Origin of the sequence: Alcanivorax sp. DG881, from assembly GCF_000155615.1 — a bacterium.
Taxonomy (GTDB): Bacteria; Pseudomonadota; Gammaproteobacteria; order Pseudomonadales; family Alcanivoracaceae; genus Alcanivorax.
Genome location: NZ_DS989915.1, coordinates 2,705,940 through 2,725,439 on the forward strand (window position 1 = coordinate 2,705,940; position 19,500 = coordinate 2,725,439).

Genomic DNA, 19,500 nt, shown 5'->3' on the forward strand with positions numbered 1-19,500 from the left:
ATTGATCCCAGACGGCTGTATTTTTATATGTGTCTCGATCCAATCGCGAATCATACCAGCGACGGCTTAAAAGGTAAGCTGTCGAATTGTGGCACATGGGTGCCGCAATGGGGCAGCTTACCGGGTAAACGTGTGGGCGCTGCGCCGCCCCCAGAGCAGAATGGGCAACACAATCAGGGCGGTGACCAGCGTCCAGCGGGCCAGTGCCCAGAAACTGTTGGCCAGCAGGTCGCCGTGATGCCCGGCCAGCGGTGCCAGCGCGGCAATGACAAGGCTGCCGATCCCGGTCAGCAGCAGCCAGCGCGGTGCCAAGGCCAGTGCCTGCTGCCGGCGGCGGAACAGGCACCACAGAAAGGCCAGCCCCAGCCCCAGCATCAACAGCCAGAGTAGCCCGGCGGGGGCGAGCAGCAGCAGGCTGGCGTCTTCACTGGCGGCTGCCTTGAGCAGGGGCAGGTTGCCTAACACGTTTAGTAGCAGGAAGGGGCCGAGCAGCATGGCCCACCACAGATTGCCGCCCAGGCCCTGAGGGCCGGGTTGCTGGCGGTGGTGGACGGGATCAAAGCGCCAGACGCGCTGCAGCAGTGTGCCCCAGTTGTGCGGCGCCAGGTTGCGGCCGAGTCCATGGAAGCGGTCGCGCTGTTCCTCGATCAGCATCAGCATGGCGGGCACTACCAGCAGGATCAGCCCGGTGCCGAACAGCAGGCCGAACACCAGGCTCACGGCCATGGGCTTGAGGAACTGGGCCTGCAGTGAGCTTTCGAACAGGATCGGCGTGAGGCCGGCTACCGTGGTGATCGAGGTCAGCAGCACGGCACGCAGGCGGCGCACACAGGCTTCGGTGATTGCCTGGAAGCGTTCCATGCCTTCGGCGACCAGCTGTTGATAGAAACTCACCAACACGATGGAGTCGTTGACGATAATCCCGGACAGGCCGAACAGGCCCATGGCCGAGAACATGGAGAACTTGATGCCGAACGGGGCCGTGAAGATATGCCCGATCACTGCGCCGGTGAGGCCGAAGAATATCGCCACCATGATCGCTATTGGCCAGGAGTAGGAGCTGAATACCCAGGCCAGCACGATATAGATAATCGCCAGCCCGAGCAGGGCGCCGGTGGCCAGATCCCGCAGGTTTTCCGCCTGTTCCTGGAGTTTGCCCTCGTAGCCCACGCCGATGCCGTAGCGGCTTTTCAGTTCCGGCAGGATGCCTTCGTTAAGGGTGGCGATGATCTCGTTGGCGTTGCCCTGTTCGGGATCCAGGTCGGCGTACACGGTGGCGGCCAATTCGCCGTCGACCCGGCGCAGCAGGTCCACGCCCTTGCGGGCGTCAAACGTGACCACGTCGCGTAGCGGAATGGCTTCGCCCTGATTGGTGATGATGGGCAGGCGCTCGAGGGCGCTGAAGCGGCGGCGCTCGCTGTCTGGCAGCATCACCCGCACTTCCACTTCTTCGTCTTCCTCGTTGTAGAGCTGCGCCAGACTGCCGTCGAAGGCGCCCCGTAGCTGGCTGGCCACTTCGCTGAGGGTCAACCCCAGGGCGCGACCCTGAGCGGTGAGCTCGAATGTGAGCTGTTCCTTGCCGTAAGGAAGATCATCGTCCACGTTGCTGACGCCGGTGAACTGCTCAAGACGTTCCTGCAACGCCAGTGAGGCGGCTTTCAGGGTAGCGGCGTCACTGCCGGTGAGTTTCACCTCGATGGGTTTGCCCGGGGGGCCGGCTTCGGCCTGGGAAATGGTGAGTTGATCCAGCCCCGCGGGCATGGCCAGTCGTTCGCGCCAGGCATCAATCAGTTCGTCGTTGGAGATGTCCCGGTCCGAGCCGGTGTAGACCTCGACCACCAGGGTGCCGTATTCATCACCGAACTTGTCCTGGCGGCCGCCGATGTTGGGGAAGCCGGCGGCGGCGCCGTGATGGCTGATAATGGTATGGACCAGATGCCCGCCCAGTTCCTCGTTGGTCTCTTCCAGAGTGCGTTCCAGCTCGGCGAGGAAGTCGTCCACCTGTTGCTTGTCGGTTCCGGAGGAGAATTCCGCCACGGCGCGCAGTTGGTCACCATCTACCGGCGGGAAGAAGGTGAACTTGAGCCAGCCGGTGGACACCAGCGACAGGGCGATAACGAAGGCGCAGACGGCGGAGACACTCACCAGCTTGCGGTGGCTAATGGACCATTCCACCAAAGGCCGGAAGCGCTCATCCCGGAAGCGGTTGAAGCCGATGTCGATGCGTTCGCGCAGGCCGCTGGCCTTGACCTCGATGCCGCGGAAGCTGTGGTGCAGATGGCCGGGCATCACCAGGAAGCATTCCAGCAGTGAGGCGAGAATCACGCAGATCATCACGAAGGGGATATCGAAAGATATTTTGCCCATGGCGCCGCCCATCATTCCCAGTGGCAGGAAGGCGGCGATGGTGGTGGTGGATGATGCCACCACCGGCCAGAACATGCGCCGGGCCCCGCCCAGGGCTGCACGCTGGGCGGATTCGCCCTGTTGCAGGTGGGTGAGGGTGTCTTCGCCCACGACGATGGCGTCGTCCACGATCAGCCCCAGGGCCAGAATCAGGCCGAACAGGCTGATCATGTTGATGGTGCCGCCAAACGCCCAGAGGATGCCGAGGGTGGCCATGAAGGACACCGGAATCCCCACGGTGACCCACCAGGCGACTCGCGCATTGAGGAAAAAATAGAGGGTCAGGATCACCAGCACCAGGCCGGAAATGCCATTCCAGAGCAGGGTGGAAATACGCTCTTGTACGTGCTTCCAGGCCTCGAAATAGAACGTCATTTTGACGCCATTGGGCAGCGAATGTGCGTATTCGCCTCCCCAGGTACGAACCTTTTCGGCCAGGTCGAGCATGTCGTCATCTTCGCCGCGCATCACCTGTAGTTCGATGGCGGGTTTGCCTTCGAAGGTGAGCGTGGCCTGGTCATCCCGTGCCCGCCGTTCGATGATGGCCACATCGCCCAGGCTTAGCTGCTGGCCGTCGGCGGTGGTAATCAGGGGGAGCTCGGCAAAGGCCTTTTCGTCACGGCGCTGGCCCAGCGCCCGCAGTTGCTTGGCGGCGTCGTCGCGCCCCACGGTGCCGGCGGGGGTGTCCTGGCTGAAGCTGCGTACCTTGTCGCCGATCTGTCCCAGGGTCATGCCCAGATCATGCAGGGTGCTGCTGGGCACCTGAATGGCCATTTCCTCTTCCGGCAGGCCGATGAACTCTACTTTGCCGACCCCCAGCGCCAGCAGTTCATCCTCCATTTCCCGCACCAGGGGGCGCAGCTCTTCCCGGCTGCCATTTTCCGTGGATACCAGAATCGAGGTGACCAGCGAATAGCGGGTGATTTTCTGAATCACTGGCCGCTCTGCGTCCTGGGGCAGGTTGCGGATCGAGTCGATGCGCTGGCGCACTTCATCCAGGGCCAGGCCCAGGTCACTGCCGTCTTCCAGTTCAATAAAGATGGCGCTGGCGCCCTGCTGGGAGCGGGCAATCAGCTTGCGGGTGTTGGGCAGGGTTTTCAGTGCCTGCTCGACGGGAATGGTGATGGAGCGCTGCACGTCTTCCGGGCTGGCGCCGCGCCAGGGGATGGTGACGGTGACGTATTCGAAGTCGAAATCCGGGAACAGCTGGGTGTTCAGGCGGGTCAGGCCCAACACCCCGAGCATGATCATCAGGATCATCAGCAGGTTGGAGGCAACCTTGTGCTCGGTAAAACTGGCGATCAGGCCCCGCGACTCACTCACTGTCACCGCCCTGGTTATCCGCGTGGGGGTTTGTTTCCGGGGTGGCGTTTTCCGTTTTGCTCTCTGTTTCAGTGCCGGTGTCCGCGTTGCTGCCGGGCACCGGTTGCGGGTCCACGGGCAGGCCGACGATGGCCTGGGGCAGCTGGGTGGTCATGATGCGCTCACCACCGGTCAGGCTGTCGGCGCGCAATAGTAGCAGGGACTGGTCGCCGTCGATGGCTTCGCCGACGATGTGAGCGTCAACCCGTTGCAAATGGTCCTCGGCGTCGATGCGATAGAGCCGGTTGAGACCATGCAGGGCGGTGGCCGGCAGCGCCAGCAGTTGTGGCTGGGCGGGCAGTGTCAGGGTGATAGTCAGCGGGCGGCCCAGGGCCGCGGTGGGCGCGCCTTTCACGCTGTCATGGCTGAACGCGAACAGGCCATCGATACCGCCACGGGCATCGGCGGCATCGCCGGCCAGCCGTTTCAGTTTCAGCGGCAGGGTGTGGCCTTCCAGCTGGGTGCTGGCGGCCAGGTCGCCGGCGATCAAGCCTTGGCGTACGGCAGGCAGATAACGGTCGGGAATCTGGGCGCGTACTTCCAGTTCGGTGTCAGCAAACAGGTCGATCAGCGGTTCGCCGGGACGCACCCGCTCGCCGGGGGCCACGCTCACCTGGGTAATGGTGCCGTCGAATGGGGCGTTCACGGTGGTGCGAGCCAGGTCGATCTTCGCTTGTTCCAGCTGCGCCTCGGCGCTGGCCAGGCGGGCTTCCATGCGCGCCAGCTCGTTACGGAAATCACTGACACTGAGTTGCCGCTGGCTGAGTGACAGGTCGGCCCGGGCCTGGGCTTGCTCGGCTTCGTCCAGCTGGGTCTGGGCCACCAGTTTGCGCTCACGCAGGGACTGGATACGCTCCAGATTATCGGCGGACAACTGCGCCAGTTTCTTTTCCAGCGCCAGGTTTTTCTTGTCGCTCTGGTAGCGCAGGCGGGTGGTTTCCAGCTGGGCGGCGGCTTCGTCGCGGGTGGCTTTGGCGCGGTCGCGGGCCAGGGCGGCTTCGGTGTCGTCCAGCTGGATCAGTAATTGGCCTTCGCTAACCCGGTTGCCGGCCCGTACCGGGATGCTGTCCACGTTGGCGGTGACCACGGCGGTCAGGCCCGCCGCCCGGGGGGATTGCACCCGGCCGAACAGTTGGATCTGCGGCGAGCGTGCCTGCGGGTCGGCCAGCACGAACCGCACCCGGGCATGGTTGTCCACGATGTCTCGGGTGGGCGCGGACGGTTTGAATGTGGCAAGCAGGATGATCGCCAGCACCGTGCCCAGAATAACGCGGGCCACGGGGGGGATGTGTTTCAGGCGGTCTCGCAAGGGAAGTCCTTTATCGATAATGATTCTCAGCCAGATACTCTAGCGTTTTCTTGTGGTAGTGCCTATTGGCACCCTCTATCTTCAACGCTGGCAATGTTTTTATACAATCTCTTCGTGCCATTTTCTTGCACGTTCGGACCACAACGCGTAAATCAGGGACCAGTAAACCTTCGGAGGTGCCGTGAGCGAACAACAAGACAAGATTCTGGTCGTGGATGACGATGCGCGACTGCGTAGCCTGCTGCAACGGTTTCTGGAAGAAGCTGGCTATACCGTAAAGGCGGTGGGCGATGCGGAGCAGATGGACCGTGCCCTGTCCCGCGAGCTGTATTCCCTGATGGTGCTGGACCTGATGCTGCCGGGGGAAGATGGCCTGTCGATCTGCCGTCGCCTGCGTGAGGCCGAGAACGTCATGCCGATCATCATGCTCACCGCAAAGGGCGATGATGCCGAGCGCATTGAAGGCCTGGATGCCGGCGCCGATGACTACCTGCCCAAGCCGTTCAACCCCAAGGAACTGGATGCCCGTATCCGCGCGGTGCTGCGCCGCCATGTGCGCGAGCTGCCCGGGGCGCCCAGCAAGGAAGAAGGGTCGGTGACGTTTGGGCCCTGGATTCTGGATCTGGCCAACCGCACCCTGACCCGCGACGGAGACCCGCAAAGCCTGACCACGGGCGAATTCGCCGTGCTCAAGGCATTGCTGCAGAACCCCCGTGAGCCGCTTACCCGTGACAAGCTGATGAGCCTGGCCCGGGGCCGCGAATGGTCCGCCATGGAGCGCTCCATCGACGTGCAGGTCTCGCGCCTGCGCCGCCTGCTGGAAGACGACCCCTCCAAACCCCGCTACATCCAGACGGTCTGGGGTGTGGGGTATGTGTTTGTGCCTGATTAAGGAACGCCTGACGCTTGACGCCGGAGGCCTGACGCTTAAAGTCGGGAGTTCTTTTCTTTGTCTGGCGTTCGGCGTCCGGCTTCTGGCGATTTATCAATGACACTCTATCCCCGCACTGCCTTTGTCCGGTCCGCCATTGTGGTGGGGCTGGTGATTGGGATCAGCCAGGCGCTGACCCTGTGGTTCTTTGCCCGTAATGCCTACCTGCCCGGTATCCGTGAATACGCCCGTTTGACGGTGTTGCAAGCAGAGCTGGCGTTTGATGATTCGCGGGCGGCAGCGGATGCGGATCTGGCTGACCGGCTGGGTAATGCCACCGGCATTACGGTGGCGATTCCAGAGAAACTTCACGATGGCACCATGCTGCTGTCGCGTCCGGTGGTGGGCCGTTTTCAGGAAGAACTGGAAGGCATGCTGGAAGAGCCGGTGACGGTGCGTCTGGAAGACAACCGCCAACCGGTTCTGTGGGTGAATGCGCCGTCGTTTGGTGAGCAGTGGGTGCGGGTGCCTATGGCGTTCTTCCGGGATTACGATCGCTACCTGTTGTTGGGCTGGGGGGTGACGGTGCCGTTGCTGGCCATCATCGGCGGCTTGCTGATTGCCCGGGGGCTGAACTTGCCGTTGCGACGGCTGGCCAAAGTGGCCTTGAAAGTGGGGCGTGGAGAGGCGGTGCCGGTGCTGGATACCACCATCGGCCCGGAGGAAATTCAGGCCGTGAATGCCGCCTTTAACCGGATGACCAGTGACTTGCAGCATGCCCAGCGAGATCGGGCGTTGCTGCTGGCCGGGGTGTCCCATGATTTGCGAACCCCGCTGACACGTTTGCGCCTGTCGGCGGAATTTATGCAGGACGAAGAGCTGGCAAAAGGCATTATCGAAGACATTGAGGATATGGATGCGATCCTCGATCAATTTATTTCCTTTATCCGTGATGGTGCGGATGAGCAGCCGGACTTTGAAAACCTCAATGACCTGATTCAGGAAGTGGCCGGCAAGTACCCGGCGGAGCAATTACGGTTCGAGCTGGAAGACCTGCCCCGGCTTATGCTCAAACGGCTGACGGTAAAACGGATGCTGGCCAACCTGGTGGGCAATGCCCTGAAGTACGGTGCCTCACCGGTGGAGGTGCGCACCGCGGTGGCGGAAAACAAGGTCGTGTTGACGGTGCGTGATCACGGTCGCGGTGTGCGTGAAGAGGATATTCCGTTGCTGCTGCAGCCGTTTTCCCGGGGGGAAAAGGCGCGCACTCTCAGTGGCAGTGGTTTGGGGCTGGCCATCGTGAAGCGGATTGTGGACATGCACCACGGTGATATTCAGCTGGCCAATCACCCCCATGGTGGACTGCTGGTGGAGGTGCGTTTTCCGGTAACCGGTAAATTCGTGCAACCCGAACCCCTGTCCGCCGGTGTGAGATAAATCCAGCGGTAACAAAAAACCACATTCTGTGGCCCGGAATGTGCGCTGGCGCAAAGTTTGCGATGCAAGGGTCGGTGCATTCTACTGGCATGGGTGCTGGAAAAGAACGAACAAAAGACAGCCTATAGTAGTGATAAAAAATTGAATCCTGTTGCAATAATATCTTGTTGATGCCACTGCCAACCTGTTCGAAGAACACAATGAGAACAGGCGAATGGGACAAAGAAGCAGGCGCAATAAGCAGGAACTATAAGCAAGAAAAAAACGCAAGCAACGGAGCGAACACCAAATGGACTTGGGAGAGAGCCTTATGAATACCCTCGCAGCGTGGCGGCCGCCACGATGAATGTTATTTCCTGTCAGACCCGACTCGCTGATTCGCGCACAGGTTGACTGTAGCCGGTTGATGTTTGTGTTGTGAATGCCGATAGCCTGTTGTGGCCCGTGTGCCATAAGAGGTTTTGGGCCGCACGCCTGTGCGGCCCTTTTTTCGTTTCTTTTCCTGTCGGTGTTACTTTCTTGTTGAGGAAACGGTGCCGCCCGTTATTCTCGGAAAGGAATATGATTTGCTGGCGGGCCATTGAAGGCATTGAGGGAGCGATGATGAAACAACAGGGGAAGCATTCTTATTCGGTGGCGGCGGGACTCGTCGCCTTGGCCTGCGTGATCAGTGGGCCGGTGTCTGCCAATGATGATCCGTTATTACCCGGGTATGTGGGGGTGCAGTACAACCTGCTCGATCAGCAAATTTCTGCCGGCGATGATGCGCAACCGCGCAGCGTTCAGGCGGTCTGGGGCTGGCAGTACAATACCCTGCTCGCGCTGGAGGCCCGGCTGGGCTATGGCGTCAGCGATGATGAGGGCGGACTGGATACGGCCCGGGTCAGCGTGGACCCACAATGGCTGGTGGGGGGCTATCTGAAAATGGGGTTGAGCTACCGTTTGCCGCTGTCCCCCTATGTGCTGCTTGGGCACTCCTCGGTGAAGCGCGATATTACCGTGGCCGGCGGCGATACCGAAGAGGACGTTGCCAGCGATCCCTCCTACGGCATGGGGGCGTCGATCAAATTGAACGAACGCAATGCCCTGACGGTGGAATGGCTGCAGCTGGAGGATGACGACAATGACCTGACCACCGTTAACGTGGGCTATCTTTTCCGTTATTGAGCGTCAGATTGCGTGGCCAGGCCGGCGGCGTCGGCGTGACGTTTTTCCAGGCTGCGGCCGGCCAGGAAAATCAGTAATCCGCCGATGGCCAGGGCCGCGCCTACCAGGCCGGTGGCGGACCATTGTGCGCCCATCTTGATGGTGACGCCGGCCAGCCAGGCGCCCAGCGCGTTGGCCAGGTTGAACGCGGCATGATTCATGGAGGCGGCCATGGTTTGGGCGTCTTCCGCCACATCCATCAGTCGGGTCTGCAATGCCGGGCCCAGCGCCATGCTGGTGCCTACCAGCCCCACGAAGAGGATGGCGGGCAAGGGCCAATCGGCGGCAAAGTAAAAGCCGGCCTGAATCAGCGCACACCAGATCAGGATGCGCGGTATGGCACGCAGCAAGTTGCCGTCTGCTGCGCGGGCACCGGCAAAGTTACCGATGATGGTGCCGATGCCGAAGATCATCAGCACCATGGGGCCCCAGCTTTCCGCCATGCCGGATTGCTCGGTGAGGGTGGGCATCACATAGCTGAAGACGGAGAACATACCGCCGAAACCGATGCTGGCGACCCCCAGGGTGAACAGCACCCGCTGTTTGACCAGCGCGGACAATTCGCGACGCGGGCTGGCGTTCGGGTCCGGCGGCTGGGCGGGTACCCACAGGCGGATCAACAGGGCGGTGCACAGGGCAATCACGCCCACCCCGATAAAGGCCACTTCCCAGCCGAACAGATTGCCCGCCCAGGTGGCCAGGGGCGCGCCGACCACGATGGCAATGGTCAGCCCGCTCATCACCCGGGCCACGGCGCGGGCACGCATGTGATACGGCACGGCGGAGGCCGCCACCAGGGCGGCGACACCAAAGTAGGCGCCATGGGGCAGCCCGGCGAGAAAGCGCAGGCCCACGAAGGTCCAGAAATCCGTGGCCAGGGCGCTGGCCATGTTGCCCACGGCAAACACCACCATCAGGACAATCAACAATCCTCGCCGGGGCACCCGGGCGGCCAGAGCGGAAATCAGCGGCGCACCGACCACGACCCCCAGCGCATAACTGCTGATGGAATAGCCCACATCCGGAACCGGTACTTGCAGGTCGGTGGCCACGCGCTGCATCAGCCCCATAATGACGAACTCGCCACTGCCAATACCAAAGCCCCCCAGAGCCAGAGCGAGGGAAAGGCGAAGCAAGCGACTGGAGTCGGAGGACATAAAGGTTCCTGGATGAGGGCAGCGGGCAGGTCTGTGACGGATGGGATGAGACTGTCGATATTGAACAGGGTTCATTCTAGCATGCGAAAGAATGGATGCGTGCCCGGAGCAGGCAAGAAAACGCCAGCAGGAACAATGCAGCAAGAATGAAAGGGGTAACGATGAAAGTGACACGCATCATGGCCAATGTGGCCACGGACGATCTGGGCAAAGCGCAGGCCTTCTATGGCGACCTTCTCGGCCTGGACCGGATGATGGATCATGGCTGGTTCCAGACCTATGGCTCGGCAGAAACCATGACGGTGCAGCTGAGTTTTGGCTCCCAGGGTGGTTCAGGCACAGCGGTACCGGACCTGTCCATTGAAGTGGATGATCTGGATGAGGCATTGAAGCGGATGCAGCAGGCGGGGGTGCCGGTGGAATACGGGCCGGTGAGTGAGCCCTGGGGCGTGCGACGCTTCTATGTGCGCGATCCGTTCGGTCGGCTGTTGAATATTTTGCAGCATCAATAACCGCCCCTCTTGCCCGAGCAGGGTGGAGAGGCGGTATGGCGTCACAGGGCGCTGGTTGGCACCAGCGGAATATTCACCCGCGATGGCATGGCCGGGGCGCTGTAGATGGTCATGGCGCCCAGCAGGCTGGTGAGCAGGTCGGGGATCGGGCTCAGGCCATGGGGCAGGTCACTGGTGCCCACGCTGATGCGCAGCTTTTCCCCGGCCTTGATCAGGGCGCTGGTGGGGAACACTTCCACATCGGCGCGGAAGGCGGTCAGCGGGGTGATGGTTCGTTTTGATTCTGCCGTGAACGGGTGCCAGGGCTGGATCAGTTTGCCGTTCATAAAGCGGGAGCGGCTGGCATCAAAGGCACTCATGGACGCCATCTGAATGCCGTGGGTCAGAGGCCGGGCAATGCCGTTGTCGCCCACCACGCTGACCCGCACGGTGACATTGGTATCCAGGGCGGTGGTGGACGCCCAGATCTGCCCGGTGATCGGGCCGTTGATGGCCATGTCTTCTTCCAGCGGTTCGCTGGTGTACACCGCTTCCAGCAGGTTGGCCACGTTGTCCTGTGCCGAGCAGGGCGGCAGGATCAGGCCGAGCACACCGGCAGTCCACTGGCTGGCGCTGGCGGAACACAGGCCATTGACCGGCGTCTGCAGCAGGCTGGTCTGTTTGCTGGTGGTTGGGGCGCTGTGGGAAATACGGCCGAACAAGGGGGCGCCGGGCTGGCCATGGAGGTAAAAGGTTTCCGCTTGCGCGTCCGGGTGTGGCCAATCGGCGGCGGTGACGAAACGTTCTTCGCCGGTGTAGTACTGCGTCACCGGCGGGAAATCCCCGGCGCCGGTGTCCATGCCTTTCAGGTACTGGTCGAACCAGGCCAGGCGGATGGGGCCCAGGGCCGGAACACCATCGGCGGGCAGGCCGGCCCCGGAGGAGCCGTCCAGATGTTCCCAGGGGCCGATCAGCAGCTTGGCGGTGGTGTGGTCTTTCAGGCCTTCATAAATCAGTGGCTCGCCGCGCTGGAAAATATCATTCAACCCGCCCACCACAAAGGTCGGCGCGGTGATCTTGTCGATCTGTTCCAGCGGTGAGCGGATGCGCCAGAATTCGGTGTCGTATTTGTTTTCATCGCCAATCAGTGCACCGGCCACCACCGGTACCTGAAACTCGGTGAGGGCGCCCTGCAAATGTTGCAGCAGGGTGGTCAGGTAATAGCCCGGTTCGCCGTTATCCAGCCCGGCGGGGGTGGGGATGATGCCCAGCCCGGTGACCAGGGTGACCCACAGGGGAATAAAGCCTGCGTTGATCTGCCCGCCAGTGAAGACGATATCCCGGTAGGCATCGCCCATGGGCACGATGGCAAAAATGGCTTTCACCGCCGGGTCTTCCTGGGCACCGGCCAGCAGGCCGGTGATGCCCATATAAGACGCGCCGTTCATGCCGATGCTGCCGTTGCTCCAGGGCTGCACCTTGATGTACTCCAGCAACTCACCGATATCGTCCTGGTCAATCTGGCTGAATGCCTGCCAGCTGCCTTCCGCTGCCCCGGTGCCGCGCAGATCCACAATGATGTAGGCGTAACCTCTTTTCACCAGCGCCGGGTCGGCGGCACCGATGGCGCCGAGCGCCTGGTTGTAACCGGTAAAGGTCGCAATCACCGGGAACGGGCCGTCGATGGCATTGCCGTTTTCGTCCGCCGGCAGGGTGACGGTGGCGGCCAGACGAATGCCGTCGCGCATGGTGATCAGTTGCTGGGGCAGGTTGACCGTGTTCGGGTATTCCTCGTCGCGCTGGTAGGGCTCACTCCAGGCCAGGTTCACCGGTGTGCTTTCCTCCTCGCCAGCATCGTTATCGGTATCGTCACCGCTGTCGCCGCCGGTGTTGGCGTTGGGGCTGTTGGGTGCATTGGCAACGGTCGGGGCGCTGCCGCTACCTCCGCCGCAGGCGGTCAGTTGCAGTACCAGGCCAAGGAGAATGACGATCAGAGTGCGGCCATTCAGGCGCGCTGAGGATGAAGCGGGCATGGTGCGGTCCCTGTGTTGTTATGGTGGTGGCTCGCCACAAAGCGAGACATTTTTTTATAGGTGTATCAGCGTAGGCGGGATGGCAGTGCAAATCTGTGGGTACCTTGGTGCCCAAGCGTGAAAGAAACTGGGGCTTCTGTGACGGACTGTAATCTGTCTGCCCTGCGGTGCCGCTGGGTGATCCGTTTGCGGTGCGGGGCGTGACGGGGGTACTAGTGAAGAGGACGACAGGCCGGGCACAATGGCGAGGCGAATAACAACCAGACTGGCGATAACAGCAGGGAAGAGCGTCGATGAACAAGCGGGGCGAGTGGTGGGTACTTGGGGTGGTTGTCGGGGCGGCCCTGTCAGCAGGGGCCGTGGCGGAACCACTGGTACAGCGTAACCCCACGGTGGTGCCCCATGATCAGCCTTACTTCAAGGCGTCGGTGCGTAATACCGAACTGATTTTCACCGAGAAAAACCGGGCATTTGCCGAGCACGCTGCGGGTATAGAGCAGCAATTGCAGCCCCAGTATGAAGCCAGTTTTGGTTATCGGATGGATTCGCCATTGTATGTGGGGCTGATTTCCGACAACAACCAGATCGCCAATGGGTTCTCTACCCAGATTCCGCTCAATCGCCAGATCAACTATGTGGGCGGCGCCTCCGCGGTGGATTATTTCTCCACCACCTCCTGGCTCGATACCCTGCTGTTCCACGAAACGGCTCATAACTATCAGATCAATGCCAAGGACAACGTCGTGTCTAGCACCATGCACACGATATTGGGCAACGGCACCTTGATGACGCCCTTTATCCCTGCGGTGCTTCCTAACGCTTTCGAGTCGTCGTTCATGCTGGAAGGCAATGCGGTGCTGAACGAGTCGCGCCACGGTAATGGCGGGCGGCTCTATAGCGGTCGGTTCGATGCGTTGGTGCATGCACAGGCCAGAGCCGGTCATCTGACTCCAGAGCGAAGCTATAACCAGACGTACTATTTCCCCTACGGGGAGACCAGTTATGTATTGGGCAGCCACTATCAGTATTTCCTGGCGGACAACTACGGACTGGATGCGACCAACAGTTACTTCAAGGTGCGTTCGCGTTACTGGTATTTCCCTTTTGTCACCAACGCGCCGTTAAAAACCGCGATTGGCAATAACTTCGATAACACCTTTGAGCAATGGCGCAACCATGAGGAGCAGCAGGCGGCCCGGGCGGTTATGTCCGAAGGGGAGCCGCTGTTAACGTCCAAATTTTTCGCCCCCCTGAACAGTGACGAGGGCGACATTTTCTTCCTCGCCAGCCCGCAGAATGTGCGCGCCCCGCTTCATGTGGTGCTTGATCGCAACAGTGGTGAGTTCGAGCAGCAGCGCTCCTCGTATCTGAGTGGCAAGCTGATCCGCCATGAAGGTGAGACCTGGTCCCTGGCCAGCGCCTACAGCACGCCCTGGCGTATCTATCAGGGGCTGTTCAGTGAGGGGGCTCATCTGAACAAGGCTACTCGTGGGCAAATTATTCAGGGTTATACGCCGGCGGATGAACCAGTCTACTTTGATGTGGCCAGCTCCTATGACCAGCCGCAGCTGTATGTGGGTGATACCTTTTATGGTCAGGTGAACTCCTCCGTGGAAGTGCGTGGTGATGACCTTTACTACTTCGTCCAGGAAGGCGCGACCCGCACCCTGTACCGCAACCGCACGCCGCTTTACCAGTACCAGGGCTACTACGGGGTGATTGCCGATGTGGATAGTCAGGGCCGGGTATTGTTTGTGGCCAACAGTGAGCATGGCTCCACGCTCTATCGGGAAGCTGGTGGCCAGGTCAGCCGGGTGCTGGCGGAAGATGATATTGTCGCGGCCCGTTTGCTGGATGACGACCGGGTGCTGGCGATGGCCATTCAGGCGGACCATTACGGTTACTACCTGAAACCGTTACAGTCCCAGGCGGGCAGCCCGTATGTGCGTGAATTGCGCTGGGATACTGAGGAGGGAGCCGGGGACAACCTGACCACCGAAAGTGCGCCCCAGCCGCTGGAAATGGATCGCCGTTATCACTCCTGGACGGCCATGCGTTACAGCGGCACGGACCTGTCACTGAGTTCCTATACGGAAGAGGATGACGATGCGACCCCGCAGGACGAATCCGATAACCACACTCTCTACAACGTGCAGATGCGCTTTGCCGATCCGCTGGAGCAGAATGAGTTCAGCCTGTTCAGCTATCGGGATACGGATCTGACCGAGCTGGCCGGGGCGGGCTACAGCAACAACCAGTTCTTCCTGATTGGTGGGGTCAAACAGTACTGGGTGCTGGATGATCAGCTCGACCGGGAAACACCGCCGGAAGAGGCGCGTGATCATGGCTTGAGTGCGGAGCTGCGCCTGCCGTTCTTGCAGTCCGGTTACTGGTACAGCGAACTGGCCGGCACCTGGTATCAGGATTATCACCTGGATGAACGTGAGCCGCTGGCCGGTATCTGGAGTCTGAGCCGTACCGCCCGGTTTGGGCACAGCTACCTGCCCAACAAACATATCGGACTGAGCGCCTATCAAGTGGATGACCGGGATGACATGACCTCCGGTGGCACCCTGAGTCTGATGACCGATCTGCCTGCGGAGTTTTATCTTGGCGCCCGTGGGCAATTGTCGCGCAGTGATGCGCAGGTCAGTCAGGGATTGCTACGCGGGGTGGAGTTGGCAGAAGCGCAGGATTTTATCGCCAATGATCCGTCGCGGATTGTGATTCCGGCACTGGACGATACCTACTATGCCGAGAAGGTGACGTTCGGGGAGGCCAGTGTGTCCAAGGTGATCAACCTGCCCTGGTATTCCTTCAAGTCACCGGTGTCGCTGCGTCGTGAGGCGCTGCATCTGCGCTACCGGCATTACGACATCGACTTCGGTCCGGGCGAGCTGGAGTTGAACCAGGCCATCGTTGGCATGGATCTGGAACTGCTGTTGTTCCACCGTTCGCCACTGCGTTTCGCGTTTGAATATGCCTATACCGATGACGACCGCATCACCAGCGAGCACAGCTTCCAGGCGGTGACATCGCTGGCGTTCTAGTGGGAAAAGCGCGACGCCTGGTGTAACAGTGCATCAAGCGTCGCGCTTCCCATTGCTTCCGCCGATGTCGCTTTACTCTGCCGGGTTCAGTTTCAGCAGCTGACCATTGTTGCTGTCGGTGAGCAGGTACAGGTAACCGTCTGGCCCCTGGCGAACGTCGCGAATGCGCTGTTTACGATCACTCAGCAGCCGGGTTTCGCTGACTGGCTGCTGCCCGTCAAACGCCACCATGTTTAGATGCTGCAATTTGAGTGCACCGTTTGCCGTGTGGCCTTGCCAGTCGGGGTAACGGTCGCTGGTAATGAAGGCCATGCCGGCGGGCGCGATGGAAGGGGTCCAGTGCATCAGGGGCTGGGCATAGCCTTTTTTCTCTGTGTCGCCAATGCTGGGGCCGTAATATTCCCGCCCATAGGTAATCACCGGCCAGCCATAATTGACGCCGGGTTTTACCGCATTGATCTCATCGCCCCCGCGAGGGCCGTGTTCGTTCAACCAGGGTTTGCCGGTCTGCGGGTGCAGGGCCAGGCCCTGGGGATTGCGGTGGCCCCAGCTCCAGATCTCGGTGGCCTGGTCGGCCTGGCCCACCAGCGGGTTGTCTTCCGGAATGCGGCCATCGTCGTGCAGACGCAGAACGCTGCCGGCGGGATCTTGCGTATTCTGGGCGCGCTCGCGTTGCCCGCGGTCGCCAATGGTCAGAAACAGGTAGCCGTCATTATCGAACAGGATGCGACCACCAAAATGTTTGGCGGTATTGGTGCAGGATTTCTCTGCCACATACACCGTCTGGAAGTCGTTCAGGCTGCCGGCTTCATAGGTGCCGTAGCCCACCGCAGTGGTGCCGCCCTCGTCGCCGCAGGGTTGGGCATAGCTCAGGTACAGGCGCTGGTTCTCGGCGAAGTTTGGGTGGGGAAGCACATCGAACAGCCCGCCCTGGCCGGAGGCAACGACGTCCGGTACGCCATCCACATTGGTGTCTTGCAGTTCGCCATCCACAACCCGTCGCAGGGTGCCGCGCCGTTCCGTAATCAGCCATTCGTTGTCTGAGACAAACGCCAGGGACCAGGGATGATGCAGGCCATCGGTGATCTCGGTAGCGGTGATGCTGTCGTTGGTTTGTGGCTCCAGGGTGGCGGTGGTGTCCGCGCAGGCGATGAGGGCAAGGCTGGACAGCATGGCGGTAATGGCAGGACGCATGGCAGGCTCCGAATCGAATATGATTCGAAGCATGCCATGGGGCTGTGGCAGATAAAACCGTTTACTCCGGGTGCGTCTGGAAGCCGACGCTGAAACGGTTCCACATATTGATCACGCCGATGACGTAGCTCAGGTCACTGCGTTCTTTCTCGCTGAAGTGTTCCGCCAGAGCTTCATAGGCGGCGTCGCCATCGCCGCCTTGGCTGAGGCGGGTCAGGTATTCGGTCCAGCCCAGGGCTGCCTGCTCCCGTTCACTGAACCAGTCGGTATCCCGCCAGCCAGCGACAGTATCAATGCGTGCGTTGTCCTCCCCCAGTTTGCGTGCCTGGGCGGCGTGCATGTGCATGCAAAAGGCACAGCCGTTGATCTGTGAAGCCCGCAGTTCCACCAGGGCAATCAGTCGCTTGTCTAGCCCGGTGGCGTCGATGACCGCCTGGGTGTTGAACATGGCTTTCATGGTGTCCGGTGAGGCGGTGTAGTAATTGAATCGGGCTTTCATGATGATGCAGTCCTTTTGTCAGTGTTCCGACTCGGGAACGGTCGGCGTCATGTGCTCTGTGCCGTCGTAAAGGCGTGGCGGCCGGAGACCTGTTTCTGGCACACGATGTGCGGGGAGGCAAACACGCTGCAATTCGGTGACCGGGTCCCGCCACAAGACAGGCTTACTCTTCAGGTAAATATTGGGTTATGTCGGTCCACGGAATCAGGCGGTTCAACTGGATGGTTTCAAAGACTTCCCTGGCCTTTCTCTTGCTGCTCATTTGAGCCAGCAAGACTAGCGCGCCCTGGTAGGATGGGACGCCTCCGTTGCTGGATATCCTGTTGCGGTCAACGACGACATTGCGGTCTTCGATCACATTGATCCTGGGGAACTCTCGCTGTAACTGGGGTTCGCCACCTGCCCAGGTGGTAGCGGTGTAGCCATCAAGCAAACCTGCGTGGGCGTACAAAAAAGCCCCGGAGCAATTGCTGGCCAGCCATGACGCGGTTTTTGCCTGTTCGGTAAGAAATGTTGTTAGATCAGCGTTTTTAAACAGCGAATCCATGACATAGGAGCTGGTTACGATCAGTGCATCCAGTTTTGGGCTGTCGTAAATGGTGTTGTCGACCGTCAAGCGTATCCCTTCCTCGGTAGTGACAACGGTTGCGTCTTTTTCTACGCCAATCAAGAGTACCTCGTAGTTGGAAAACCACGACTTTCTCGTCGCGACACCAAACACTTCCGCTGGTGCCGTGACATCACTCGTTAGCACCTTGTCATAAACCAGGATTCCAATTCGCTGGTCTGCGGCAATGGAGGGTAATGAATACAGCGCCACGACAATCAGTATCGTGATTCTCACTATCCGCTTTTTGCTATTCATTGGGTTTGCCTTTTGATGGAAACAGTTCATTCGCATTCGTCAACATTGATGATGGCACGATGGCTTAACGGGCGAGGCCGTAGCGCAAAGTCGATGAGTCGTGTTCATCCTGATGCTAATCTACCGCCATATGGTTTGGTAAAAAGGACCAGTTTTCTATTATTAAGGAGACCAATTTGCAGCTGCATCTGGTGCTGAATGGCGAAGGGCCGTTGCAGGCTCAGCTTTACCGTGAGCTACGCCAGGCTATGCAGGATGGCCGCTTGCAGGTGGGGGAGCGGATGCCGCCAAGCCGGGTATTGGCCCGTGAGCTGGCGTTGTCGCGGCAACTGGTGGTGGTGGCGTATGAACGGCTGATCGCGGAAGGCTTTCTTTGCGCGCGGCCGGGTAGCGGTACCTTTGTTGCCCGTTTGCCTGCCAGTGAAGCGGTGGCGATATTACCGGCAGGCGTGAGCCCAGGGCCCCACTGGGTGATGCATCCGGTGTGGGGGAACGCGCCCGCTCGGCGTTTCAATTTTGCGGGCGGGGTGACCGAGCGGGAACAGCTTCCGTGGCAGGCGTGGCGGCGCTGTCTGAACCGGGCGGTACGGGATCAGCAGGCGGAGACTTTGCTTTATGGCGAGGTGCAGGGGGATCTGCGTCTGCGCCTGGGGCTGGTCGATTATCTGGGCTACAGCCGTGGGCTGCCATGCAGCGCGGATCAATTGCTGATTACGCAAGGCGCGCAGCAGGGACTGGATCTGTTGGCGCGGGTGCGCCTGGCTCCCGGGGATTGTGTGGCAATGGAAGAGCCGGGCTACCCGCCTGCCCGGGCAGTGTTCGAGGCGGTTGGGGCAAAAGTGATACCTGTGCCGGTGGATGAGGAGGGGTTGTGTGTTGATCGCATTCCAGATCAGGCACGCCTGGTCTATGTGACTCCATCGCACCAGTTTCCGTTGGGCATGCCGATGAGTCTTTCCCGGCGTTTGGCATTGCTGGAGCGGGCCCGTGCTACCGAGATGTTGATAGTGGAAGATGACTACGACGGCGAGTTTCGTTTTGAAGGGCGACCACTGGAGGCGCTCAAGCGGTTGGATCATCATCAACAGGTGGCGTATCTGGGCAGCTTTTCAAAAGTGCTCCATGCCAGTTTTCGTATGGGGTACATAGTGATGCCGGGCGGTTTGCAGGCTGCGTTGTTGCAGGCCAAGTCGCTGACCGACTCGAGCAGTAACGACCTGACCCAGCGTGCGCTGGGCTATCTGATTGAGCAGGGTGACTTTGCCCGTCACTTGAAGCGGATGCAGCGCCGCTACGCATCACGCCGTGAAAAACTGCTGGCTGCATTGCGGGGGCAATCGGCGCTGACGGTTCTGCCGCAGATGGCCGGGTTGCATATTGCGGTGCGCACGCCGCCGGTGAGGGACTTGGCTAACGCCTTGATCAAAGAGGACGTTACCGCCATGTCGCTGGAGAGTTTATATATGGCGGAACCGGCGGTGCCGGGCGTGCTGCTGGGGTTCGGTGCCCTGCCGGACGACACCATCGAGGATGGGGTCAGTGCCCTGACCCGGGCACTGGCCCGATAAAACCGTTTCGAGGTCCGAGTTTCGCGTTACGAAAACCTGACATTTTCGCTCT

13 protein-coding genes are annotated in these 19,500 nt (G+C 60.6%); 6 read left to right on the plus strand and 7 right to left on the minus strand.

The features are described from left to right. Positions 1-117: 117 nt before the first annotated feature. Complete coding sequence (locus ADG881_RS12265) at positions 118-3,729, minus strand: efflux RND transporter permease subunit (protein WP_007151507.1); 3,612 nt, start codon at positions 3,727-3,729, stop codon at positions 118-120. Then, entirely contained in the window at positions 3,722-5,077 is a 1,356-nt protein-coding gene (locus ADG881_RS12270) for an HlyD family secretion protein (RefSeq protein ID WP_039926720.1), read from the minus strand. The genes ADG881_RS12265 and ADG881_RS12270 overlap by 8 nt, the downstream gene beginning before the upstream one ends. Before the next feature lie 181 nt (positions 5,078-5,258). Between ADG881_RS12270 and ompR the strand changes: the two genes are divergently transcribed. From ompR to ADG881_RS12285, 3 genes are all read left to right on the plus strand, one after another. Next, positions 5,259-5,969 (plus strand): two-component system response regulator OmpR, encoded by a 711-nt coding sequence (gene ompR, locus ADG881_RS12275; RefSeq protein WP_007150894.1) that lies wholly within the window; start codon positions 5,259-5,261, stop codon positions 5,967-5,969. A 96-nt stretch (positions 5,970-6,065) separates the two neighbouring features. Then, positions 6,066-7,385 carry an ATP-binding protein gene (locus tag ADG881_RS12280; RefSeq protein WP_007150769.1) on the plus strand — a complete coding sequence of 440 codons (1,320 nt, stop codon included), beginning with the start codon at positions 6,066-6,068 and terminating at the stop codon, positions 7,383-7,385. Positions 7,386-7,988: 603 nt separating this feature from the next. Then, complete coding sequence (locus ADG881_RS12285) at positions 7,989-8,552, plus strand: porin family protein (RefSeq protein WP_198005010.1); 564 nt, start codon at positions 7,989-7,991, stop codon at positions 8,550-8,552. Here ADG881_RS12285 and ADG881_RS12290 read toward each other — a convergent pair. After that, positions 8,546-9,748 (minus strand): MFS transporter, encoded by a 1,203-nt coding sequence (locus tag ADG881_RS12290; protein ID WP_007151395.1) that lies wholly within the window; start codon positions 9,746-9,748, stop codon positions 8,546-8,548. The genes ADG881_RS12285 and ADG881_RS12290 overlap by 7 nt on opposite strands. Before the next feature lie 161 nt (positions 9,749-9,909). Between ADG881_RS12290 and ADG881_RS12295 the strand changes: the two genes are divergently transcribed. Beyond that, positions 9,910-10,260, plus strand: a complete 351-nt coding sequence (locus ADG881_RS12295; protein ID WP_039926722.1) for a VOC family protein — start codon at positions 9,910-9,912, stop codon at positions 10,258-10,260. Positions 10,261-10,301: 41 nt separating this feature from the next. Here the strand turns inward: ADG881_RS12295 and ADG881_RS12300 are convergent, their stop codons facing one another. Continuing rightward, entirely contained in the window at positions 10,302-12,272 is a 1,971-nt protein-coding gene (locus ADG881_RS12300) for a CocE/NonD family hydrolase (RefSeq protein ID WP_007150273.1), read from the minus strand. A 293-nt stretch (positions 12,273-12,565) separates the two neighbouring features. On the opposite strand from ADG881_RS12300, the gene ADG881_RS12305 reads away from it, so the two are divergent. Then, positions 12,566-15,322 (plus strand): hypothetical protein, encoded by a 2,757-nt coding sequence (locus tag ADG881_RS12305; RefSeq protein WP_007149438.1) that lies wholly within the window; start codon positions 12,566-12,568, stop codon positions 15,320-15,322. A 72-nt stretch (positions 15,323-15,394) separates the two neighbouring features. Here the strand turns inward: ADG881_RS12305 and ADG881_RS12310 are convergent, their stop codons facing one another. The 3 genes from ADG881_RS12310 to ADG881_RS12320 all read right to left on the minus strand — a co-directional run bounded on the left by ADG881_RS12310 (position 15,395) and on the right by ADG881_RS12320 (position 17,880). Beyond that, positions 15,395-16,516: a PQQ-dependent sugar dehydrogenase gene (locus ADG881_RS12310; RefSeq protein WP_007150390.1), complete on the minus strand. Its 1,122-nt coding sequence runs from the start codon at positions 16,514-16,516 to the stop codon at positions 15,395-15,397. Positions 16,517-16,577: 61 nt separating this feature from the next. Then, complete coding sequence (locus ADG881_RS12315) at positions 16,578-17,015, minus strand: carboxymuconolactone decarboxylase family protein (RefSeq protein ID WP_007151287.1); 438 nt, start codon at positions 17,013-17,015, stop codon at positions 16,578-16,580. A gap of 163 nt (positions 17,016-17,178) precedes the next feature. Further along, the gene (locus ADG881_RS12320; protein WP_007148348.1) at positions 17,179-17,880 is read right to left on the minus strand and encodes a DJ-1/PfpI family protein; all 702 of its coding nucleotides are present in this window, start codon (positions 17,878-17,880) and stop codon (positions 17,179-17,181) included. 176 nt (positions 17,881-18,056) lie between these two features. Here ADG881_RS12320 and ADG881_RS12325 point away from each other — a divergent pair, with 176 nt between their 5' ends. Then, positions 18,057-19,448, plus strand: a complete 1,392-nt coding sequence (locus tag ADG881_RS12325) for a PLP-dependent aminotransferase family protein (RefSeq protein ID WP_007150219.1) — start codon at positions 18,057-18,059, stop codon at positions 19,446-19,448. The last annotated feature ends 52 nt before the right edge of the window (positions 19,449-19,500 follow it).

Bases quoted from the DNA above. Each gene is read 5' to 3' on its own strand.
- ADG881_RS12280 (WP_007150769.1), top strand. From the start codon at position 6,066: ATGACACTCTATCCCCGCACTGCCTTTGTCCGGTCCGCCATTGTGGTG.
- ADG881_RS12285 (WP_198005010.1), top strand. From the start codon at position 7,989: ATGAAACAACAGGGGAAGCATTCTTATTCGGTGGCGGCGGGACTCGTC.
- ADG881_RS12290 (WP_007151395.1), bottom strand. From the start codon at position 9,748: ATGTCCTCCGACTCCAGTCGCTTGCTTCGCCTTTCCCTCGCTCTGGCT.
- ADG881_RS12295 (WP_039926722.1), top strand. From the start codon at position 9,910: ATGAAAGTGACACGCATCATGGCCAATGTGGCCACGGACGATCTGGGC.
- ADG881_RS12300 (WP_007150273.1), bottom strand. From the start codon at position 12,272: ATGCCCGCTTCATCCTCAGCGCGCCTGAATGGCCGCACTCTGATCGTC.
- ADG881_RS12305 (WP_007149438.1), top strand. From the start codon at position 12,566: ATGAACAAGCGGGGCGAGTGGTGGGTACTTGGGGTGGTTGTCGGGGCG.
- ADG881_RS12310 (WP_007150390.1), bottom strand. From the start codon at position 16,516: ATGCGTCCTGCCATTACCGCCATGCTGTCCAGCCTTGCCCTCATCGCC.
- ADG881_RS12315 (WP_007151287.1), bottom strand. From the start codon at position 17,015: ATGAAAGCCCGATTCAATTACTACACCGCCTCACCGGACACCATGAAA.
- ADG881_RS12320 (WP_007148348.1), bottom strand. From the start codon at position 17,880: ATGAATAGCAAAAAGCGGATAGTGAGAATCACGATACTGATTGTCGTG.